Origin of the sequence: Synechococcus sp. J7-Johnson, assembly GCF_024345795.1 — a bacterium.
Taxonomy (GTDB): domain Bacteria; phylum Cyanobacteriota; class Cyanobacteriia; order PCC-6307; family Cyanobiaceae; genus Regnicoccus_A.
The window spans coordinates 229,273-246,014 of the sequence record NZ_JAGQBU010000001.1 but is presented as its reverse complement, the minus strand read 5'-3'; the positions used below and the strand labels follow the sequence as shown (position 1 = coordinate 246,014).

Annotated in this window: 17 protein-coding genes and 1 pseudogene; 4 read left to right on the top strand and 14 right to left on the bottom strand. The window is 60.2% G+C overall.

Annotation, left to right across the window (positions count from 1 at the left end; genetic code table 11):
* A pseudogene (locus KBY93_RS01270) lies at window positions 1-232 on the top strand (transposase); the annotation flags it as partial.
* An 8-nt stretch (window positions 233-240) separates the two neighbouring features.
* On the opposite strand, the gene KBY93_RS01265 reads toward KBY93_RS01270, so the two are convergent.
* The 5 genes from KBY93_RS01265 to KBY93_RS01250 form a co-directional block, all read right to left on the bottom strand.
* Window positions 241-900, bottom strand: coding sequence for a SulP family inorganic anion transporter (locus tag KBY93_RS01265; RefSeq protein ID WP_255092409.1), 660 nt, complete (start codon window positions 898-900; stop codon window positions 241-243).
* 188 nt (window positions 901-1,088) lie between these two features.
* Window positions 1,089-3,116, bottom strand: a complete 2,028-nt coding sequence (locus KBY93_RS01260; RefSeq protein WP_255092408.1) for an alkyl/aryl-sulfatase — start codon at window positions 3,114-3,116, stop codon at window positions 1,089-1,091.
* 510 nt (window positions 3,117-3,626) lie between these two features.
* Window positions 3,627-5,411 (bottom strand): mechanosensitive ion channel family protein, encoded by a 1,785-nt coding sequence (locus KBY93_RS01255; protein ID WP_255092407.1) that lies wholly within the window; start codon window positions 5,409-5,411, stop codon window positions 3,627-3,629.
* Window positions 5,412-5,505: 94 nt separating this feature from the next.
* Entirely contained in the window at window positions 5,506-5,577 is a 72-nt protein-coding gene (locus KBY93_RS16120; RefSeq protein ID WP_315856373.1) for a Fe-Mn family superoxide dismutase, read from the bottom strand.
* 21 nt (window positions 5,578-5,598) lie between these two features.
* Window positions 5,599-6,138, bottom strand: a complete 540-nt coding sequence (locus KBY93_RS01250) for a hypothetical protein (RefSeq protein ID WP_315856372.1) — start codon at window positions 6,136-6,138, stop codon at window positions 5,599-5,601.
* Here KBY93_RS01250 and KBY93_RS01245 point away from each other — a divergent pair.
* Together KBY93_RS01245 and KBY93_RS01240 are read left to right on the top strand one after the other, a co-directional pair.
* Complete coding sequence (locus KBY93_RS01245) at window positions 6,133-6,429, top strand: hypothetical protein (protein WP_255092406.1); 297 nt, start codon at window positions 6,133-6,135, stop codon at window positions 6,427-6,429. The genes KBY93_RS01250 and KBY93_RS01245 overlap by 6 nt on opposite strands.
* A gap of 107 nt (window positions 6,430-6,536) precedes the next feature.
* Window positions 6,537-7,043 carry a hypothetical protein gene (locus KBY93_RS01240; protein WP_255092405.1) on the top strand — a complete coding sequence of 169 codons (507 nt, stop codon included), beginning with the start codon at window positions 6,537-6,539 and terminating at the stop codon, window positions 7,041-7,043.
* Window positions 7,044-7,206: 163 nt separating this feature from the next.
* Here the strand turns inward: KBY93_RS01240 and KBY93_RS01235 are convergent, their stop codons facing one another.
* Both KBY93_RS01235 and KBY93_RS01230 read right to left on the bottom strand, forming a co-directional pair.
* The gene (locus KBY93_RS01235; protein ID WP_255092404.1) at window positions 7,207-7,749 is read right to left on the bottom strand and encodes an aldehyde dehydrogenase family protein; all 543 of its coding nucleotides are present in this window, start codon (window positions 7,747-7,749) and stop codon (window positions 7,207-7,209) included.
* Window positions 7,750-7,937: 188 nt separating this feature from the next.
* A complete protein-coding gene (locus tag KBY93_RS01230) occupies window positions 7,938-8,078 on the bottom strand; it encodes a hypothetical protein (RefSeq protein WP_255092403.1) in 141 nt (46 codons plus the stop codon).
* A 280-nt stretch (window positions 8,079-8,358) separates the two neighbouring features.
* Between KBY93_RS01230 and KBY93_RS01225 the strand changes: the two genes are divergently transcribed.
* Entirely contained in the window at window positions 8,359-10,029 is a 1,671-nt protein-coding gene (locus KBY93_RS01225; RefSeq protein ID WP_255092402.1) for a mechanosensitive ion channel family protein, read from the top strand.
* Window positions 10,030-10,063: 34 nt separating this feature from the next.
* Here KBY93_RS01225 and KBY93_RS01220 read toward each other — a convergent pair whose 3' ends face one another.
* From KBY93_RS01220 to KBY93_RS01190, 7 genes are all read right to left on the bottom strand, one after another.
* Window positions 10,064-11,710 carry a SulP family inorganic anion transporter gene (locus KBY93_RS01220; protein WP_255092401.1) on the bottom strand — a complete coding sequence of 549 codons (1,647 nt, stop codon included), beginning with the start codon at window positions 11,708-11,710 and terminating at the stop codon, window positions 10,064-10,066.
* Window positions 11,710-12,093, bottom strand: coding sequence for a YidH family protein (locus KBY93_RS01215; RefSeq protein ID WP_255092400.1), 384 nt, complete (start codon window positions 12,091-12,093; stop codon window positions 11,710-11,712). The genes KBY93_RS01220 and KBY93_RS01215 overlap by 1 nt, the downstream gene beginning before the upstream one ends.
* 28 nt (window positions 12,094-12,121) lie before the next feature.
* Window positions 12,122-12,508 (bottom strand): DUF1622 domain-containing protein, encoded by a 387-nt coding sequence (locus KBY93_RS01210; protein ID WP_255092399.1) that lies wholly within the window; start codon window positions 12,506-12,508, stop codon window positions 12,122-12,124.
* Complete coding sequence (locus tag KBY93_RS01205; RefSeq protein WP_255092398.1) at window positions 12,505-13,386, bottom strand: bile acid:sodium symporter family protein; 882 nt, start codon at window positions 13,384-13,386, stop codon at window positions 12,505-12,507. Before KBY93_RS01205 ends, KBY93_RS01210 begins: the two co-directional genes overlap by 4 nt.
* A gap of 116 nt (window positions 13,387-13,502) precedes the next feature.
* Complete coding sequence (locus KBY93_RS01200) at window positions 13,503-14,228, bottom strand: pentapeptide repeat-containing protein (protein WP_255092397.1); 726 nt, start codon at window positions 14,226-14,228, stop codon at window positions 13,503-13,505.
* 4 nt (window positions 14,229-14,232) lie between these two features.
* Window positions 14,233-15,216, bottom strand: coding sequence for a formylglycine-generating enzyme family protein (locus KBY93_RS01195; RefSeq protein WP_255092396.1), 984 nt, complete (start codon window positions 15,214-15,216; stop codon window positions 14,233-14,235).
* A 7-nt stretch (window positions 15,217-15,223) separates the two neighbouring features.
* Window positions 15,224-16,732 carry an arylsulfatase gene (locus KBY93_RS01190; protein ID WP_255092395.1) on the bottom strand — a complete coding sequence of 503 codons (1,509 nt, stop codon included), beginning with the start codon at window positions 16,730-16,732 and terminating at the stop codon, window positions 15,224-15,226.
* Window positions 16,733-16,742 lie beyond the last annotated feature (10 nt).

Genomic DNA, 16,742 nt, shown 5'->3' with positions numbered 1-16,742 from the left:
GAGCATTGAAAACGAGTGGCATTGGGTGCGGGATGTTCATCTGGCTGAGGACACCCACCGTTACGCGAACCGCGTCGGTGCACCGCTGTTTTCATTTCTGCGCACGGTGGTGATGAACTTGCTGCGCCGGAGCGGTTTTCGATCGATCCATGCCGGCCAGCAGGAGGTGGCCCATGACATCAGCCGGATGCTGGCGCTGGGAGAGGGCAGCCTGGCCCCAGGCACGGCTTGATCACACTTTTAGGCAGCCCTGGAGGCGGACTGCCACAGGGCGGTCAGCGCTGTCATGAGGAGCAGCGCCAGCACCAGGTTAAACTGCCTCAGTGGAGTGCGGCTCAACAACAGAATCAGGCCGATCGCGCCCAGACCAATGAGGGTGGTTGCAAGATCGACTTGATTCAAATGAAGCAGCAGATCGAGAGTCTGAGTAATACGATTTCCAGCTTCGCTGTTGTATCCAGTCAACCTGCCGAGTTGTCCTAGCACGATGGCAACGGCCACCCCGTTCATAAATCCAGTCAGGACAGCGTTGGAGACAAAGCGGAGAAAGCCATCCAATCGAAACAGCCCCAGTAAGACCTGAAACAGCCCAACCAGAACGGTTAGTGTCACCAGGGCAGACGCTTGCTGCTCTGGCCCAAACTCGGCCAGCACACCCGCCATGACCACTGCCATCGCACCGGTGGCGTTAATCGTCATGAACTCAGAGCCACTCACCAGGGCACCGAGGGGAGTTCCCACCATCAGTGCATGCAGGCCATAGACCGGATTCACCCCCATCAGCAGGGCATTCGCCAGGGCATCGGGGATCATCGTCAGCGTATTGGTGAGTGCGGCGCTGCCATCGGCTCTCCAGTTGGGAGAGGGTTGCAGTTGTTTAGACAGTTGTGAACGTGACATGGGGATCCCGGTTATGCCAGCCAGACAGATTGTTCCTTCCAGAAGAAAAGTCCTTTCCAGAAGAACAGTGCACGAAGAAAATAACCGAGATTGGGATTAACCCAAAAACCGAAACAGATACTGGATGCTTGCAACTTTGTTTCAATTCATCCTGCTTTTCAGCAATGTCCGTTATTTCGATAACTCTATTAGCCACCGGAGGTATCGGCTGGCTGAGGCTGCTCAAAAGCATCCTTATCCGATAAGCCTGTCGCTTTTGCAGGATGGGTGCCCGGCATGATGTCGAAGTCGGGAGTGAATTCGACCAGGACACTCTTGAGTTGCTCAAAGACGCAGGGATTACCCTCTAGCTTAACTTTCTCTTCGCCGATCATGACTGGAAATGTGCTTAACCCGGCCATGATCAACTCCAGGTCACTCCGGTTGATGGTAATAGTGAGATCTGGGTTCTTCGCCAGGAAGTCTTTGATACTGGTGAGGGTTGAATTGTTCATTTCCACCGCAAATTGCTCGCCATTGTCGGGTGTGACTAAGTTGATAGTGAACTTCATCCCTGCCGCCTTCTGGCTATCCACCCGAATGCCGATGAAGTCAAGCAGGAGTTCGGTGGACATGGCGCGAACCGTATCTGGAGTTACCGACTTTGTTGCCACCCCGCTGGGAAAACCATTGCGCAGCTCATAGGCAGCGGACAGGAAACTATTGCGGACACTGGGGCTTTCTTTCTGGTAGCCAATCTGCTCAAACACATCCGCCAGCAAGTCTTTGACGGCCTGGTTTTGAGGTTCGGCATAGACCAGCTTGTTCAGGATCTCCATCGCTTCCCGGTAGTAGCCCTGGTCGTACAACTCCTTGCCTTTTGCCAGAATCTTCTCGGAACCGCCCATCATCTCGACGTAAAGGGGGGCAGATTCGCTGGGTGACAGTGGGATCAGAGTGGCGGGATTGGCATCCCAGTAGCCCAGGTAGCGGTTAATCACCGCCCGGCTGTTGTGTTCCTCAGAACCGTGGTAGCTGTGGGCGGGCCACTGTTGCTGCAAACTTTCGGGCAGCTTATACACATTGTGGATCTCATTAATCGTGACGCCCTGGTTGGCTTGGTGCAGCACCTCGTTATGCAAGTGGGCATAGGTATCGCGCTGCACGCGCATTACTTCCTGGATCCGATCGTTCCCCCAGCGGGGCCAGCTATGGGAGGCGAACATGACCTCCGCTTCCTGCCCAAACAGATAGAGGGCTTCACTAATTTTCTTTGACCACTCCAGGGCATCCCGCACCAGTGTCCCCCGCAGCGTATAAATGTTGTGAATGGTGCCACAGATGTTTTCCGCTGCCCAGAATGCTTTCCAATCCGGGAAATAGGTGTTCATTTCGGCGGGCGCTTCTGTGCCGGGGGTGTTTTGAAACACCATCGGGACGCCATCAATCGTCAGCTCTTCAATGTCCTGAGTGATATATCGAGTGGGTTCAATCAGCCCTGTATTGCCTGCTGCTACATTCTTGCCAATGGACTGATCCACGTGACCAAAGGGACTGCGTGGTAATAACAATCCGTACTGGAAATAGGCACGTCTGGTCATGGCGTTGCCAGAGTACACGTTTTCCGCGATCGCATGTTCCATAAAACCAACCGGAGCGATCACCTGCACTTTGCCGCTTTTCACATCGGCCTCATCCACCACCCCGCGCACCCCACCATAGTGATCAATGTGGGAATGAGAGTAGACAACAGCCACCACCGGCCGCTCGCCAAGATGCTGATTGACAAGCTTCAGCGCAGCACGCGCGGTTTCCTTGCAGGTGAGAACGTCGAATAATATCCAGCCCGTATCACCTTTGAAGATGGTCATGTTGGCGAGATCAAAGCCCCGCACTTGGTAAATCTTATCTGGAAGTACTTCGTATAGGCCATAGGCCATGTTGAGTATGGCCTGCCGCTGCAACGAAGGGTGGATGCTGTCAAAAACGCTATCGAAGCCGCGCAGAAGAAACTCATAGCTGCCCATATCCCAGGCGACGTTGCCTGCGTCAGCCATGATCTGCTTGTAATCTGGTGCAGCGATGAAGCCGCGTTTGGCTTCTTCAAAGTCTCTCTCGTCCTCGAACGGGAGGCTCCTGCGAAGCACCCTCTGGAATTCGGTTGTGTAAGAAGAAGGCAGTTTGCCCTTGGGGTCAAAATGCTGAGTATCTGAAAATGTTTGATCTGCTTGCGTCATTGAAGGGCTCCTATTCGAGATTCAACGTGAGCTTCCCATCCATCATAGCTGTCGGAGTTGCATTCGTGCCACCAAGCAAAGCATTGATGGCACGGTGCAGCTTGCCGATTGTGAAGGTCAGGGAGTTCGGCACCTTGAGGCGGGCGCTGGTGTCCAGTAGAATGCCTCGGGCATGAGCGCTTGCTCAGTTAAACCTTCGCCTCATTCAGGTGCTTCAGGTCCGTAGGATAGGTGATATCTGCCGGCGTACAGGAGTCATCGATGCTGAGAGTTGCCTAATTCACTTCCGCTGGCCAATTGGTGGGCTTCACCAGGAGGACAAGAGGAAGCTGATGATTAGCGTTTGGACCTTAATCGGCTGAGTCGTCGCCCTCTGCTTGCGGTACATGGGCGGCGGAGCAATCTATCGGGTCCAGATCGCTGGAACTACGGGTGTCGCAAGGGATTTGCTGTTGCAAGGAGTCCCCAGCTGCATGATTTCAGGTTACTTGATTTGCGCCCTTACGCACTCTACCCATTATTCTCATTGATAACATTGATTTCTGAAGATGCAACACAAAAGGGAGGCGCGACATAGCCTAAGGGCAAGTAGTCTTTTGGAATTGTTATTGCATTTCCATCACGGAGAGAGGTGTAACTGGGGGATAGAATCTCAATCCCTGCTTCATTGCACCTATCTAGAATACTTTGATGAAGTTCCGAATAGATAAGCACCATTAGGTTAGGCCTGCTAGTGTAAGCATTTAATTGATAACTTATGTAATGATTGTCTAGGCTAGTTTGAAGGACAAAAGGTGCCGGTTCACGGAGAATATGCTCAGTGGCTAGAGCAGCTTCAATTAGTGTTGTGTTAACCTTTCGCCATGAAAGGTCATACCCCAAGGTAATCGTTGTCTGAAGAATTGGATATCTGTTTAATTCACGCGAAGAAATATTATAGTTTATCACCTTGCCACTTAAAAGTGTTGAATTGGGAATAGTAATTATCTGATTTGATGGAGTGCAAACGCGAATCGCTAAAAAGCTTGTCTCAACTATGTCTCCAATTACATCTCCTATTTGAATGTGATCTCCAATTCGGAAGGCACGGGTATAGATGAAAATTATTCCTCCGATTATATTGGTGATTGCCGAGCTAGAGCCTAGGGATAAAAGAAGACCGAGAAAAACGGAAATACCTCGAAAGGCCGGAGAATCAAAACCAGGCAAGTATGGAAATGCCAGGACAGCGGCCAAGGCGATGACTACAACCAACAGAAGATTATAAGTAGGCTTAGCCCAATCAGCATAAAAGCCTGGAACAACAAAATGTTCGCTTTCAAGGGCCCTAAACATGATCTTCATTGCTTTTGTTATATAAGAAGTTATAATAATGATAATTGTAATGACGAAAACATTGGGCAAGTAATTGCCTATGGCAGTTACAACGAGTTCGAGTGACTGATAAAAATGCCCGGCAATACTTTCACCTAGATTCCTTGTCCAGGGAAATAAGCGAAGTACAAAAGTAGCATAAACAAGCAGCAAAACCAAAAGGAGGAATAGACGAATAAGCTTCAGCAGTTTAAGCGACACAGCGCTTATTACAGAGGATGGTATTATCTTAATATCCTTGATACGGGTCTCAGGCATACGTGACGCAATAAACTGTCCAACAAGCGGAAATACTTTTCCCGAAATCTTGATAGCAAAAATGCTGACACCTATAAAAGCAATGCTGGCTATAGCGGTAAGCATAATGTTTCGAAGCAGTCGTTCAGGTTTTCGATCCTGTCGATATTGTGAAATAGCGTCCTTAATGCTCTGCAATGATTTCTGAGCTACCATCTCTGGCGTTGAACGGTTATCTCTTGCATCTCGCTCGTGCACCGTCAGAAACAATTCTCTGCCTGTGCTCAGATAGAATGAGTTATCATAAGTGCTCTTCACCATCTTAAGGTCTTCAACAGAGATAGAATCATCTCTGGCAATGCGTTCAATTCTTCTGCTTATAGTAGAGGCTCTCTCCTCCGCCGTAAATGGCCCAAACCCCCGCCGGACATACAAGAGGGGCTTTTGATCTAGAGTAACTGGAAAGCCGTCAATACTTCTCTCAAGATGTGTTTGTTTGTTAGAGACTTCAGGCTCTATCAGTGGTTGAGCCGTTCCAAAGACAGGGGTGGTGAGGGTCAGTAGCAGTACTGCGCCAAATATGGCCAAGGCACGCCCGGCTTTTTCTAGCGATGGTCTGGATCTGGATGTTGCAGATGGCATTGTATGCCTTTGCTTGGCATCTTCACTTGGCAACAATCTCATGACATTAGGTCGGATTCTTCTGTGTTTAGCCTGGCCGCAGAATTTCCTCGTGGCCGCGTCACGCCTGATCCCAGTCAACCACCGAAAACCAGGCTTAGAGGTAGTCGGCTCGGCGGTTTCGGTATTGGAGGTAGTAGGCGTGCTCCCACACGTCGTTGGCGCGCAGCTGGAACCAAAGTGCTGCAGGTCAGCGCTGCAGAAGGCGGCCTCGAAGGCCTCGAAGGAACCGAACTCCCTCGATCGCGGCCGCCAGGGTTGAGGCGGGTTCGCCGCCCCGGCAGGGCCGGGTGAGGGAGGTCCGGAAAACGGGGTGATTCCGGAGTCCGCCGGCGTTGTTGCGCACGGGATCGGAGCGCATCGACAGCCTGGCCAACAGGGCGTCCAGGGTCAGCCCCTGCAGGACCGGATCAGCGGCCACGGCGGCGTTGAGGTTGTTCACATAGGCCTGGTGATGGCGGTTGTGGTGGATCGCCATGGTGGTGGAATCGATCGCCGGCTTCAGCGCATCGACGGGATAGGGCAGGCGCAGCAGGGCCAGAAGGCCGGAGAGGAACCCTGGCATCGATGGTGATGCGGGGCCACAGGAGGCAGGTTTAAGTATGGACAGGGGCCCGGGCTTCAGGCGAGCTCGGCGCATCAGTCCGCAAACGCCGCCGCTGATGCCGGTGCCGCGCCCCTGCAGGCCCGCCTGCTCCTTGAGCTCACCAAGATCCGCCGCGCCGTGCATCACATCGAGGCGATCAGGGAAACCACCTTCGTGCCCTCCGTCTGTTGGATGGCTTACATCGGAGCGGACCTGCAGACCGGGGGGCTTGTGCGGACCGAAATCGAGCCCTTCGGCGAATCCCTGTTCTTCATTGGCGTGATCTCCTTCCTGCTGATAAAGCTGCTGCTGCTGCTGATCGCCTATCTCGACAGCCCGTTTGCAGCAGGACAGGCGAGGTCGGTGGAGGAGGGATCGCTACTGCCGCTCGCCCTGGCCGTCGATAGGATCAAGCGCGTAGTGGAGGCTGGATGAGTCTGCGATATAACTGATAGAAGCACGCCTGCATCACTGCGCCAAAAATCAATCCCTGCATTGGCAGGAACAACACCATTTTCAGGGCAAGCGAGGCAGATCAGACGATGACAGAAAAAGCATCAAAGACGAAGATTCTTCTGGCTCGATTGGTGATCGTGCTGATGGTCGCGTTCGTGGTTCTTGGGGTGGCCATGCACGGTCTCTCGGGGCCGGTCTTTGAGCGCATCTGGCAAAACCTGCTCGACCGTCCCAGCGGGCCGATGACCTTCCGTTTTGTTCTGCAACCCATCATGGCGTCGGTTGCGGCGCTGGTCGATGGCATCAAGGACGCCCGGACCGGGCGCATTCCCTACCTCTGGACCCTTCTGAGCGACCCAACCAAGCGCAGCAGTCGCCTGCACGAGGGGCTGGTCTCCACAGCGCGGGTCATCCTCCTCGGCCTGTGCATGGACCTGATCTACCAATTCATCGTGTTCGACACGTTTCATCCAGCCGAAGCTGTGATCATCGCGGGCTTGCTGGCCTTTGTGCCGTACCTGCTGCTGCGTGGCCCGATCACCCGTGTCGTTCGCTGTTGGCTCAAGCGTGGATCTGCAATCGAAATTCGCTAAGGTCCGATCATTGAGCGACCGCAATCACTAGCCTCGTAACGTCGACAACCAGTCCAAGATGAGCTTGGCGCGCTTCCCGTAAGGGGGGCTGCAGCGCCAACTGAATGGAGGGAAAGAGCCCTTGGCGAAAGATTGGCCGGAGCTTCGAAAAGGTTAAAACGCCCTAATAACCGTGGTAGTGCCCCATGCCGCTGGCGCCGACGCCGCCGAACGGCAGGTTGTGCTGCCCCACCTGCACGATCGCCTCATTCACGCCGACGCTGCCCGAGAGAATATCGGTGATAGACCGCTGGACCAGTCGCTTGTCGTTGGTGAATGGATAGAACGCGAGTGGGCGATCGTGGCCGTTGACGTAGGCGATGACTTCTTCGGCCTGACGATGCGGCTTGATCGGCAAGAACGGCCCGAAGATCTCTTCCTTCATGATCGTCATCTCGTCGGACACCCCGAGAACGATGTGCGGGGCGAGCTTGCGGTGACGGGCATCGAGCTGCTGGTCGGGCGCCAGGTTGATCACGGTCGCGCCGCGCGCCTTCCCATCCTCCAGCGTTGCGACGAGCCGATCGAAGGCAGGCTGAACGATCATTGCGGTGTAGTCCGGCCCATTCAGATCGGGATAGTGCTCGGCGACGAGCCGCTTCGCATGGGCGACGAAGGCGTCGATGCTCCCATCGGGCATGAAGAGGTAATCCACGTTGACGCACACCTGGCCGGCGTTGATACACTTGGCCCAGAGGATCCGCTGGGCGGCGGTTGCCTGGGCGGCTCGGGGGCGGTCGTGCCGGCGGGCGGCAGCGGCGACTCACCGTTTGCAGGCTGGGGATTGGGTGCGGTCTCCGGACCCACCACTTCCACCGCCGATCGCACCACCACCAGGCGAAAACGCAGCCCCTGTCACTCGTTCACCAGCTTCTGCACCGCCGTCTCCTGCTTCGGACTCGGCACATCCGGCCTGGGGTTCCGGGCAGCTCTCTGGGGCAGGTCATTGGCCGCATCCGCCCGTTGTTCGGCGCTGTAGTCCTTCGAGCTCCGCACCTGGAACAAGCTGGCCCCATCAACTTCCACCTGGGCGGCAGGGATCTCAGCTGCTGCCCGGCCGGGTGAAACTTATGGCAGGGTCACCAGAAGTGCCACCAGCAGCGCGGCCGACCAGAACCATCCCCGCCGTCTGGGCCAGCGGCGACCAGGCAGACCTGGGCTTGAGACTGTCGGGTCCATGGGCTGACCTCCTCCCCAGGTTTCGGGCAACCTATTCACCGGTTACACGTGTGTAGGAGGTGCACCATGATCCCCATTCAGTCGGATTAAGCCAGCCGTGACGCCTCCCGTGGTGCGATCAGGTGCTCAGGCCCGCCGGTTTCACTTGGCTCTGCGGGCGACACTGGCCCTGGGGGTGTCCCTGGCGCTGGCGCTGGTCTCGCCGCTGCCGCTTCACGCCCAGAAGGACACGACCCCGGCCGCCGACAAGGCGCACTGCATCGATCCTCCCCAGTTCATCACCCTTGATGGCCGGAAGGTGCTGGAGATCCGCTCGGCGATTGGAGCACGGGACCCAGTGGAGTTCGCCCGGCAGGCGACTCAGCAACTGGGTCGTCTGGCTGAGAGCCCGTCGTTCCAGCCCGAGCGCCTCAGCATCGAGGATGCTGCGCCCTACACCTTCCTCGTGCGCCCCCGCGCCGACGGCGGCTCGGAGCGGTTCATGGCCGTCGATGACCGGGTGGCGGCCTGCTTCGATCTCAGCCGCCAGGAGCTGGCCGAGACGTACCGCAGCCGTCTGGTCAGCGCCGTCACCGCCTACAGGCGCAGCCGCACGCCCATCGCCTGGGTCAAGGGAACGGCCCTGGCCCTGCTGGTGCTCGTCGTCTACCTGTTCTGGATCCGCACCCAGTCGAAGCTGAACCGCTGGGCGGCCCGGTGGATCGACCTTGATCAGAACCGTCTGTTGCAGGGCCTGCGCGTCGGCTCCAATCAGCTTCTCGAATCCGTCCAGATTCGCCAGATCCTGCAGCTGGTCCGCCGGGTCATCCACTGGTCGGTGCTGCTTCTGATCAGCTACCTGCTGGTCCCCTTGCTGCTGGGGCTGTTCCCGCCCACCCAGGGGATTGCCGAAGGCCTGCGTCAGCAGATTCTGGAGGTGATCCGCAAAACTTTTGACGCAGCGGCCGGGGCGCTTCCGAACCTGGTCTCGATCCTGCTGATCCTGGCCATCACCGTGATGGCGATCCGCGCCAGCAACGCCTGGTTCTCCGCCCTCGAGCGCGGCCGGGTGCGCATTCCAGGCTTCTACCAGGAATGGGCCCTGCCCACGGCGCGGCTGGCCACGATCTTCATTGCCCTGATCGGCGTGGTGCTGGCCTACCCCTACATCCCTGGATCCGGCAGCAAGGCCTTCCAGGGGGCCGGTCTGTTCGTGGGTGCCCTGGCGGCCCTCGGCTCCAGTGCCATCGCCACCAACATCATCAGTGGCCTGATGCTGATCTACACCCGCGCATTTCGCCTGGGCGACCGGGTGGACATCAACGGCACGGTGGGGGTGGTGCAGGAGCGGGCGTTGCTGGTGACCCGGGTGCGCACACCAAGAAATGAACTGGTGAGTATTCCCAACGCCATGGTGATCGGCGCCTCTGTGGTGAATTTCAGTTTCTCGCGGCGTGAGATCCAGCAACCCGTTGCGATCGCCACCACGATCACCATCGGCTACGACGTGCCCTGGCGCCGTGTACATGAACTGATGCTGGCTGCGGCCAAGAGTGTCAAGGGGATCAGTGATGAGGTGGAGCCATACGTGATTCAGACCTCCCTGAATGATTTCCATATCAGCTATGAGCTCAATGCCTTCGTGATCGGGGCTGACACCTACCGCGAAACCCTCTCGGACGTGCTGGCGGCTTTGCAGGACCATTTCGCCGCCGCCGAGGTGGAGATCCTCTCGCCGGGCTATCACGCCATCCGCAACGGCAATGCCAGTACCGTTCCCAAGGTCTGATCCGTCGCATCAGCAGGTTCGATCGTTCAGGTGATCAGCCTTTCGCCTCCAGCCCCTCAGCGAGGTAGTGCTCCACCGCCCGCTCGATGTTGCGGTGCATCCGCTCCTTGCCCAGGCGTTCGCCCAGCTCCGATCGGCGGATCACCTCCAGCACCGTGGGGTTCAGCCCCGCCAGCCAGAGTGAGATGCCCTCCCGATCCAGTTGGCGTTCCGCTTCGGTGAGCACCTTGAGGGCGGAGTATTCAAGGTCGATCACGGCGCTGCCATCCAGCACCACCACCCTGGGCTGGTGGCGATCCACCTCGGCGCGCATCCTGGTGAGAACGCCATGGGCATTGGCGAAGAACAGGCGCCCCTCAGCACGGAGCAGCAGCAGCCCAGGCCAGGTCTCATCATGTGGATGCCTGGCTGAGAGCGGCCGGAACACATCGGTACCGCGCTTGCGGCCGATGGCATACACCGGTGGGTTCACCTCCTGCTGAACCAGGGCCAGCAGAGAGAGGATCACGGCCACAAGGATGCCCTTGAGGGTTCCCAGGAACACCACCCCCAGGAAGGCCACCACCGCCCAGCGGAATTCGATGTGGCGCACGCGGCGGATCGCCAGGAATTCGCCGGGAGCGATCAGCTCGAAGGAGTACACGATCACCACCACCGCCAGGGCGGCCTGGGGCATCAAGGCGATCCAGGGGGCCAGCAGCAGCAGCGTGGCCAGGGCGGCCCCAGCCGTCACCAGCTCGGCCACCTGGCTGCGGGCGCCGGCCTGGCGGTTCACGGCGGTCTGGGTGGTGCCACCACCGGCGGCCATGGCCCCGAAGAACCCGCCACCGATGTTGGCGAGCCCCAGGGCCAGCAGTTCCCGGTCGGGATCCGGAGAGGGCTCGTCGCTGGCGCGGAACGCCCGTGCAGCCGCAATGCTTTCCGTGAAACTCATCATGGCGATGCCGGCCGCCCCAGGCCAGAGCCCACCAAGCAGATCGAGCCGGGGCCAGGTGAGGGCGGGCAGGCCCCTGGGCACCGCCCCCACCAGCTCCACGCCGAGGCGATCGAGCCCCAGCAGGGCGCTGCTGGCGATGGCGATGGCCACCACCACCAGCGGCGCCGGCACAGATGGCCATCGCCGCCTGAGGCTGAACAGCAGGCTGAACAGACCCGCCGAGAGCAGGATCGTGGCGAGCGAGGCCTGGGGGATCTGGCCCAGCAGGACGGCCAGGTCCCGGAAGAACCCGTCCTTCTCGGCATGGAGTCCGAGCAGCTTGGGCAGTTGATCGGCCACGATCACCACGCCGATGCCGGACTTGAAGCCCACCAGCACCGACTCGGAGATGAAGTTGGCGATGAAACCGAGCCGCAGCAGGGCCGCGCCGCAGAGCATGGCTCCCACCAGCAGGGCCAGGGTGGCGCTGGCCGCCACCAGGGCGCCGGGCTCGCCGGTCGGCGTCAGCCGGTTCAGCTCGCTGCCCACCAGGATCGCCAGCGTGGTGGTGGTGCTGACGCTCAGGGGTCTCGAGCTACCCAGCAGGGCATAGACCGCCATCGGCACCAGAGCCGTGTAAAGACCCACCTGCACCGGCAGACCGGCAATGGTGGCGTAGGCCATCGCCTTCGGCAGCACCACCGCCGCGGCGGTCAGTCCGGCGGCCAGATCCGCCTGCCCCAGCCCCTGCCGGTAACGGCTCATCAGGCTCTCATCCCACCGGCGATCAGCAGCGCCAGGGCCACCAGGCCGATCAGGGTGAGCGCCAGGGCCGTCGCCGTCGAGATCGAGGCCGCATCGATGTAGACGAAATCGTCGCGCTTCAACCGCCGCAGCACCCTGCGGTGCTGGCGGGTGGCGGCTGCCATGGCCAGGATCCCCGTGAGCACGAATCCGATGGAGATCAACCGCACGCTGAGCTGTGCATGGGAACTTCCCTCAAAGCGGCTGGCCTGGATCGCCCCGATGATCTTGTCGAGTCCGAAGCCGAAGCTGATCAGCGACAGGCAGGTGCGGATCCAGGCCATCAGGGTGCGCTCGGCCGCCTCCCGGTTGCGCTCCTTGGCCAGTTCGTTGGTGAGGTTCATGGGGATGCCGATAGCAAGGGCTGGCTGATCAAGGTTTCGGCCGTACAGGACGATCCTGCTCCAGCCGCCGCTCCGTCTCAAGTTCCTTGGCGAGGAACACATTGAGGAAGGTGCGGATCACAGCCACCGCCGCCAGTTGGATCAAGTTGCGTTCCGAGGGAGCCGTGGTGGTGGCCACGATGTCGGCCCCCAGCTGGAATTCCAGTGCCATCGACAGCCAGCTGCCGAAGCTGATCCGGATCGTGCTGGGGGGGCGGTGAGCGCGATGGCCTACGACGGGCAGAAATGGCAAGCCCAGACGAAAGGTGGCGACCATGCCCGCCACTACGCAGAGCACTGAAAGTGTTTCCAGGGTGAAGCGAACGACACCGGCAAGTCCCTGGAGCAGGGCCTCGGGGGATTCAAGCCAAGTCATCTAGAGGTCACGAAGGGCACCTGCTGCCTCTGGCGCTGCCAGAGCAGGAAGGGAATCGAGAGCAGCACAGTGACCAGCAGGTAGGAGAGCACCGCGAGTGTCAGGCCAGGCATGTCGGCGCCATAGGTCGTGGCGAACAGCAGCGCCAGTCCCGGGTTGCGCATCGAGGTGACCAGGGCGAGCGTGGTGCGCTCCCGGGGCTCAGGGCCAGCGATCCCATAGCCGATGGCCAGGGCCGCCAGCACCATCACGGCCATGAAACCCAGGGCCTCCAGGTTGGCGGCCGCGAAGGGCAGCAGCAGAGGCAGCGACTTGACCAGCACCAGCACGATCAGCAGCAGCAGCAGCCCATTGCCCAGCTTCTCGAGCGGATTCGACAGGCGTTTTGCCCAGAGCGGCCGCCAGCGCCTGAGCCCCAGGCCCGCCAGCAAGGGCAGCACCTGGGCCTTGCCCACCTGCATGGCCACCTCCTTCGAGCCGATGTCCCAGCCGGACACCCCGAAAGAGGACCGGAACAGATCGGCGACCAGCGGGATCGAAACGATCGCGGCTATCGCAGCGCAGGCCTGAAGCACCGCCGCCAGCTCGCGGTCGCCCCCCACCTTGCCGGCCTTGCGCAGGGTGAGGGGAGCGCTCGGGGAGGCTGCCATCAGAGCGATGCCGATTCGGGCCGGTTTGGTCAGGGCCAGGCTCAGGGGCAGCTTCATCAGCAGCAGGGCGATCAGAGGCACCAGCACACAGGACGCAATCAGGACCCGGATCACCAGGGCAGGCCTGCGGCGCAGCTGGACGATGGCCTCTCCCTTCAGGCCAACACCCAGGCCGAACATGATCGTGAACAGGGTGATGCTGACGAGCAGCAGGGGTGACTGGGCCATGGCGTCGGGGGAGTGAGGTGGCGGCTGGTGAAGGTGCTGGGAGATGGAGGCGGATCAGGGCCGCCGCCGATGACGCAGGCCGAGGTAACGACGTCGAACGACCCGCTGATATGGACTCACGGGCGATCGTTCAAGGCCGCAAGGCTCTGATCGATGTTGCTTCCCCTGAGATCAGCATCCTGGAAGACGGTGCCGGTCAGGATGGCACCGCTGAGATCGGCATTGGTGAGGATCGCTCGGGTGAAGTTGGCCTGAGTGAGGTCCGAACCGGAAAGATCCGCTCCGGTGAGATCAGCCTCCTTGAAGTTGGCCCCTTTCAGGTCCGAACCCCGGAGATTGGCCTTGCGCAACACCGTGTTGGCGAAGTTGCCACCCCGCCAACGACTGAACGGAATTCTCAATCCCTCCAGGTTCGTGCCATGCAAATCGAAGTCGTCCTGCCAGATGCCGTCTGAGCTGAGATCCTCGATGGCTCGGATACGCCCCAGGCTATATTTTACTCCAGTCTCTTGTTGCGCTAACAGCAGAGTAAGTTGCTCGTGATGTTCTTTCTCCTTGCGACGCCCCGCCTCAATGATGTAGACGAAACCCGCTGTGACGATGCTGAACGATTCGACATTGCCAATGCTGATGACGTCCAGGAAATTGCTGGTCAGGCAGTTCTCTCTCGGGTCGGCTCCATGGCAGTTGTCGAAGCGATTGACGAGGGAGAGCAGCGCAAAGGAAAGAATTGCCGCGATCAGCACCCTGAAGCCGAAGGAGCGATCCAGCAGCAGAAAGAACGGGGACGCGTGGCGGCGCTGCTGACGGGTCAGCCAGGTTTGTCGATGTGAGTGAGCCATGGCTTCAGGGGCGCACGATGCAGCGAAAGCCCATGTGGCAGGTGGAGGTGTCGATGCCCTGGGCCATGCGTGCCGCCGGCCGGTAGCGGCGGCAGTAGCTGGGGGCGCAGAGATACGAGCCGCCCTTCACCACCTTGCGCGGCATCGCTCCGTGCTGGCTGGTGGGGTCGATGCTTGCCTCGCGGGCGTCATCAGCCGCTCCGGCGCAGCAGCCGCTGCTCCCCTCAGCCGCTGACTCCTGATCGGCCTTGGGGGCGTGATTGGCATACCAGCTGTCGGTCCACTCCCACACATTGCCGATGGTGTCGAACAAGCCGTAGCCGTTCGCCGGAAAGACACCCACCGGCGAGGTGCCCGCGTAGCCGTCCAGCAGGCTGTTGTGGTGGGGGAAATCGCCCTGGAAGGTGTTCGCCACCGGTCGGCCGCCCGGGTGCAGCTCTTCCCCCCAGGCGAACTCGGCGCCTTTACGGCCGCCCCAGGCGGCTCGCTCCCACTCCGTTTCGCTGGGCAGCTGTTTGCCGCTCCAGGCGGCATAGGCCACCGCGTCGGCATGGGCCACGTGCACCACGGGATGGTGGTCGCGGTTCTTGATCGAGCTGCCCGGACCTTCGGGGTGACGCCAATTGGCGCCGGCCACGTATCGCCACCAGCGATAGGGATCGCCGGTGCCGATCGGTCCGGGGGGCGGCACGAACACGATCGAGGACGGCACCAGCAACTCGGGCAGGGCGCCGGGATAGGCCGCCGGATCCGCGGGCTGTTCGGCCAGGGTGACGTGGCCGGTGGCCTTCACGAACTTCAGGAACTGGGTATTGGTCACCGGTGAGCGGTCGATCCAGAACCCCTCCACCTGCACCCGATGGGCCGGGGCCTCCTCGGGGTAGTGATGGTCGGAGCCCATCACAAAGCTGCCCCCAGGGATCCATTCCATTCCACGGGCCGGGGGGCGACCCGGCCGGGAGCGGCTGGTGCTGGGGGCAACGGTCATGGGCGGATCAGCTCGCGCCCCCGGCGGAGATCATCTTCTCGAGCACGTCGCTGATCGTGAAGCTGGCGGCCTTCTGGCGGGGCGGGTACTTCTGGAACGAGGCCAGGAACTCCGCCACGAAGGACTGAGCCGGGACCAGCATGAAGGCATGGTCGAGCAACCAGTCCCAGTAGGTGTTGGAGGTGATGTCGGCCCGCTCGTAAGGATCGGTGAGCAGGTTGAAGATCTTGGGCACCCGCAGCGCGGTGAAGGGCTCGGCCCACACCTGCAGCGTGCCTGCGGCGCGCTGCTCCATGAACACGAACTTCCAGTTGTCGTAGCGCAGGCCGGTGAGATCGCCGTCGTCGGAGAAGTAGAAGAACTCCACCCGCGGGCTCGTGCCTGTCTTGCCTGTCCAGTAATCGAGCATGTTGTAGCCATCCAGATGGATGTGGAAGTTCTTGCTTCCCACCTGATGGCCGTCCAGCAGCTTCTGCTTGATCTCGGGCTCGCCGGCGGCGGCCAGCAGGGTGGGCAGCCAGTCGAGATGGCTGACGACGCCCGTGAACAGGGTGCCGGGTTCGATCTGCCCTGGCCAGCGCACCAGGGCCGGCACCCGGTAGGCCCCCTCCCAGTTGGAGTTCTTCTCGTTGCGGAAGGGGGTCATGCCGGCATCGGGCCAGCTGTTCATGTGGGGGCCGTTGTCGGTGCTGTACATCACGATCGTGTCGCCCGCGATGCCCAGCTCATCCACCAGATCCAGCATCTGGCCGATGCAGTTGTCGTGATAGATCATCACATCGTGGTATTCCGACTGCCACCGCCCTGACTGGCCGATGTCCTGGGGCCGTGCGTGGGTACGGAAGTGCATGTGGGTGGTGTTGAACCACACGAAGAACGGCTCACCGGAGGCCACCGCATCACGGATGAAGCGCTTGGCCTCAGCCATGAACTCCTCGTCGCAGTTCTCCATCCGCTGCTTGGTGAGCGGTCCGGTGTTCTCGATCCGCTGGGTTCCGTCACCGTTGGCCCAGCAGTGCAACACGCCGCGGGGGGCGAAGCGCTTGCGGAAGTTCGGGAACTGCGGATCATCCGCCTTGGGATAATCCCGTAACTCGGGCTCCTCCTCAGCATTGAGGTGGTAGAGGTTGCCGAAGAACTCATCGAAGCCGTGCATCGTCGGCAGATGCTCGTCGCGGTCGCCGAAGTGGTTCTTGCCGAACTGGCCCGTGCGGTAGCCCAGGGGCTGGAGCAGTTCCGCGATGGTGGGATCCTCGGCGCGGTAGCCCAGCTCGGCGCCGGGCAGGCCCACCTTGCTCAGACCGGTGCGGAACACGCTCTGGCCGCTGATGAACGCGGCCCGGCCGGCGGTGCAGCTCTGTTCGGCGTAGTAGTGGATGAAGCGGCCGCCCTCCTTGGCGACGCGATCGATGTTGGGGGTCTGGTAACCCATCAGGCCATCGCTGTAGCAGCTCAGGTTGCTCTGGCCGATGTCGTCGCCCCAGAGAATGAGGATGTTGGGTTGACCGTTTGGCATGGGAGGAGGG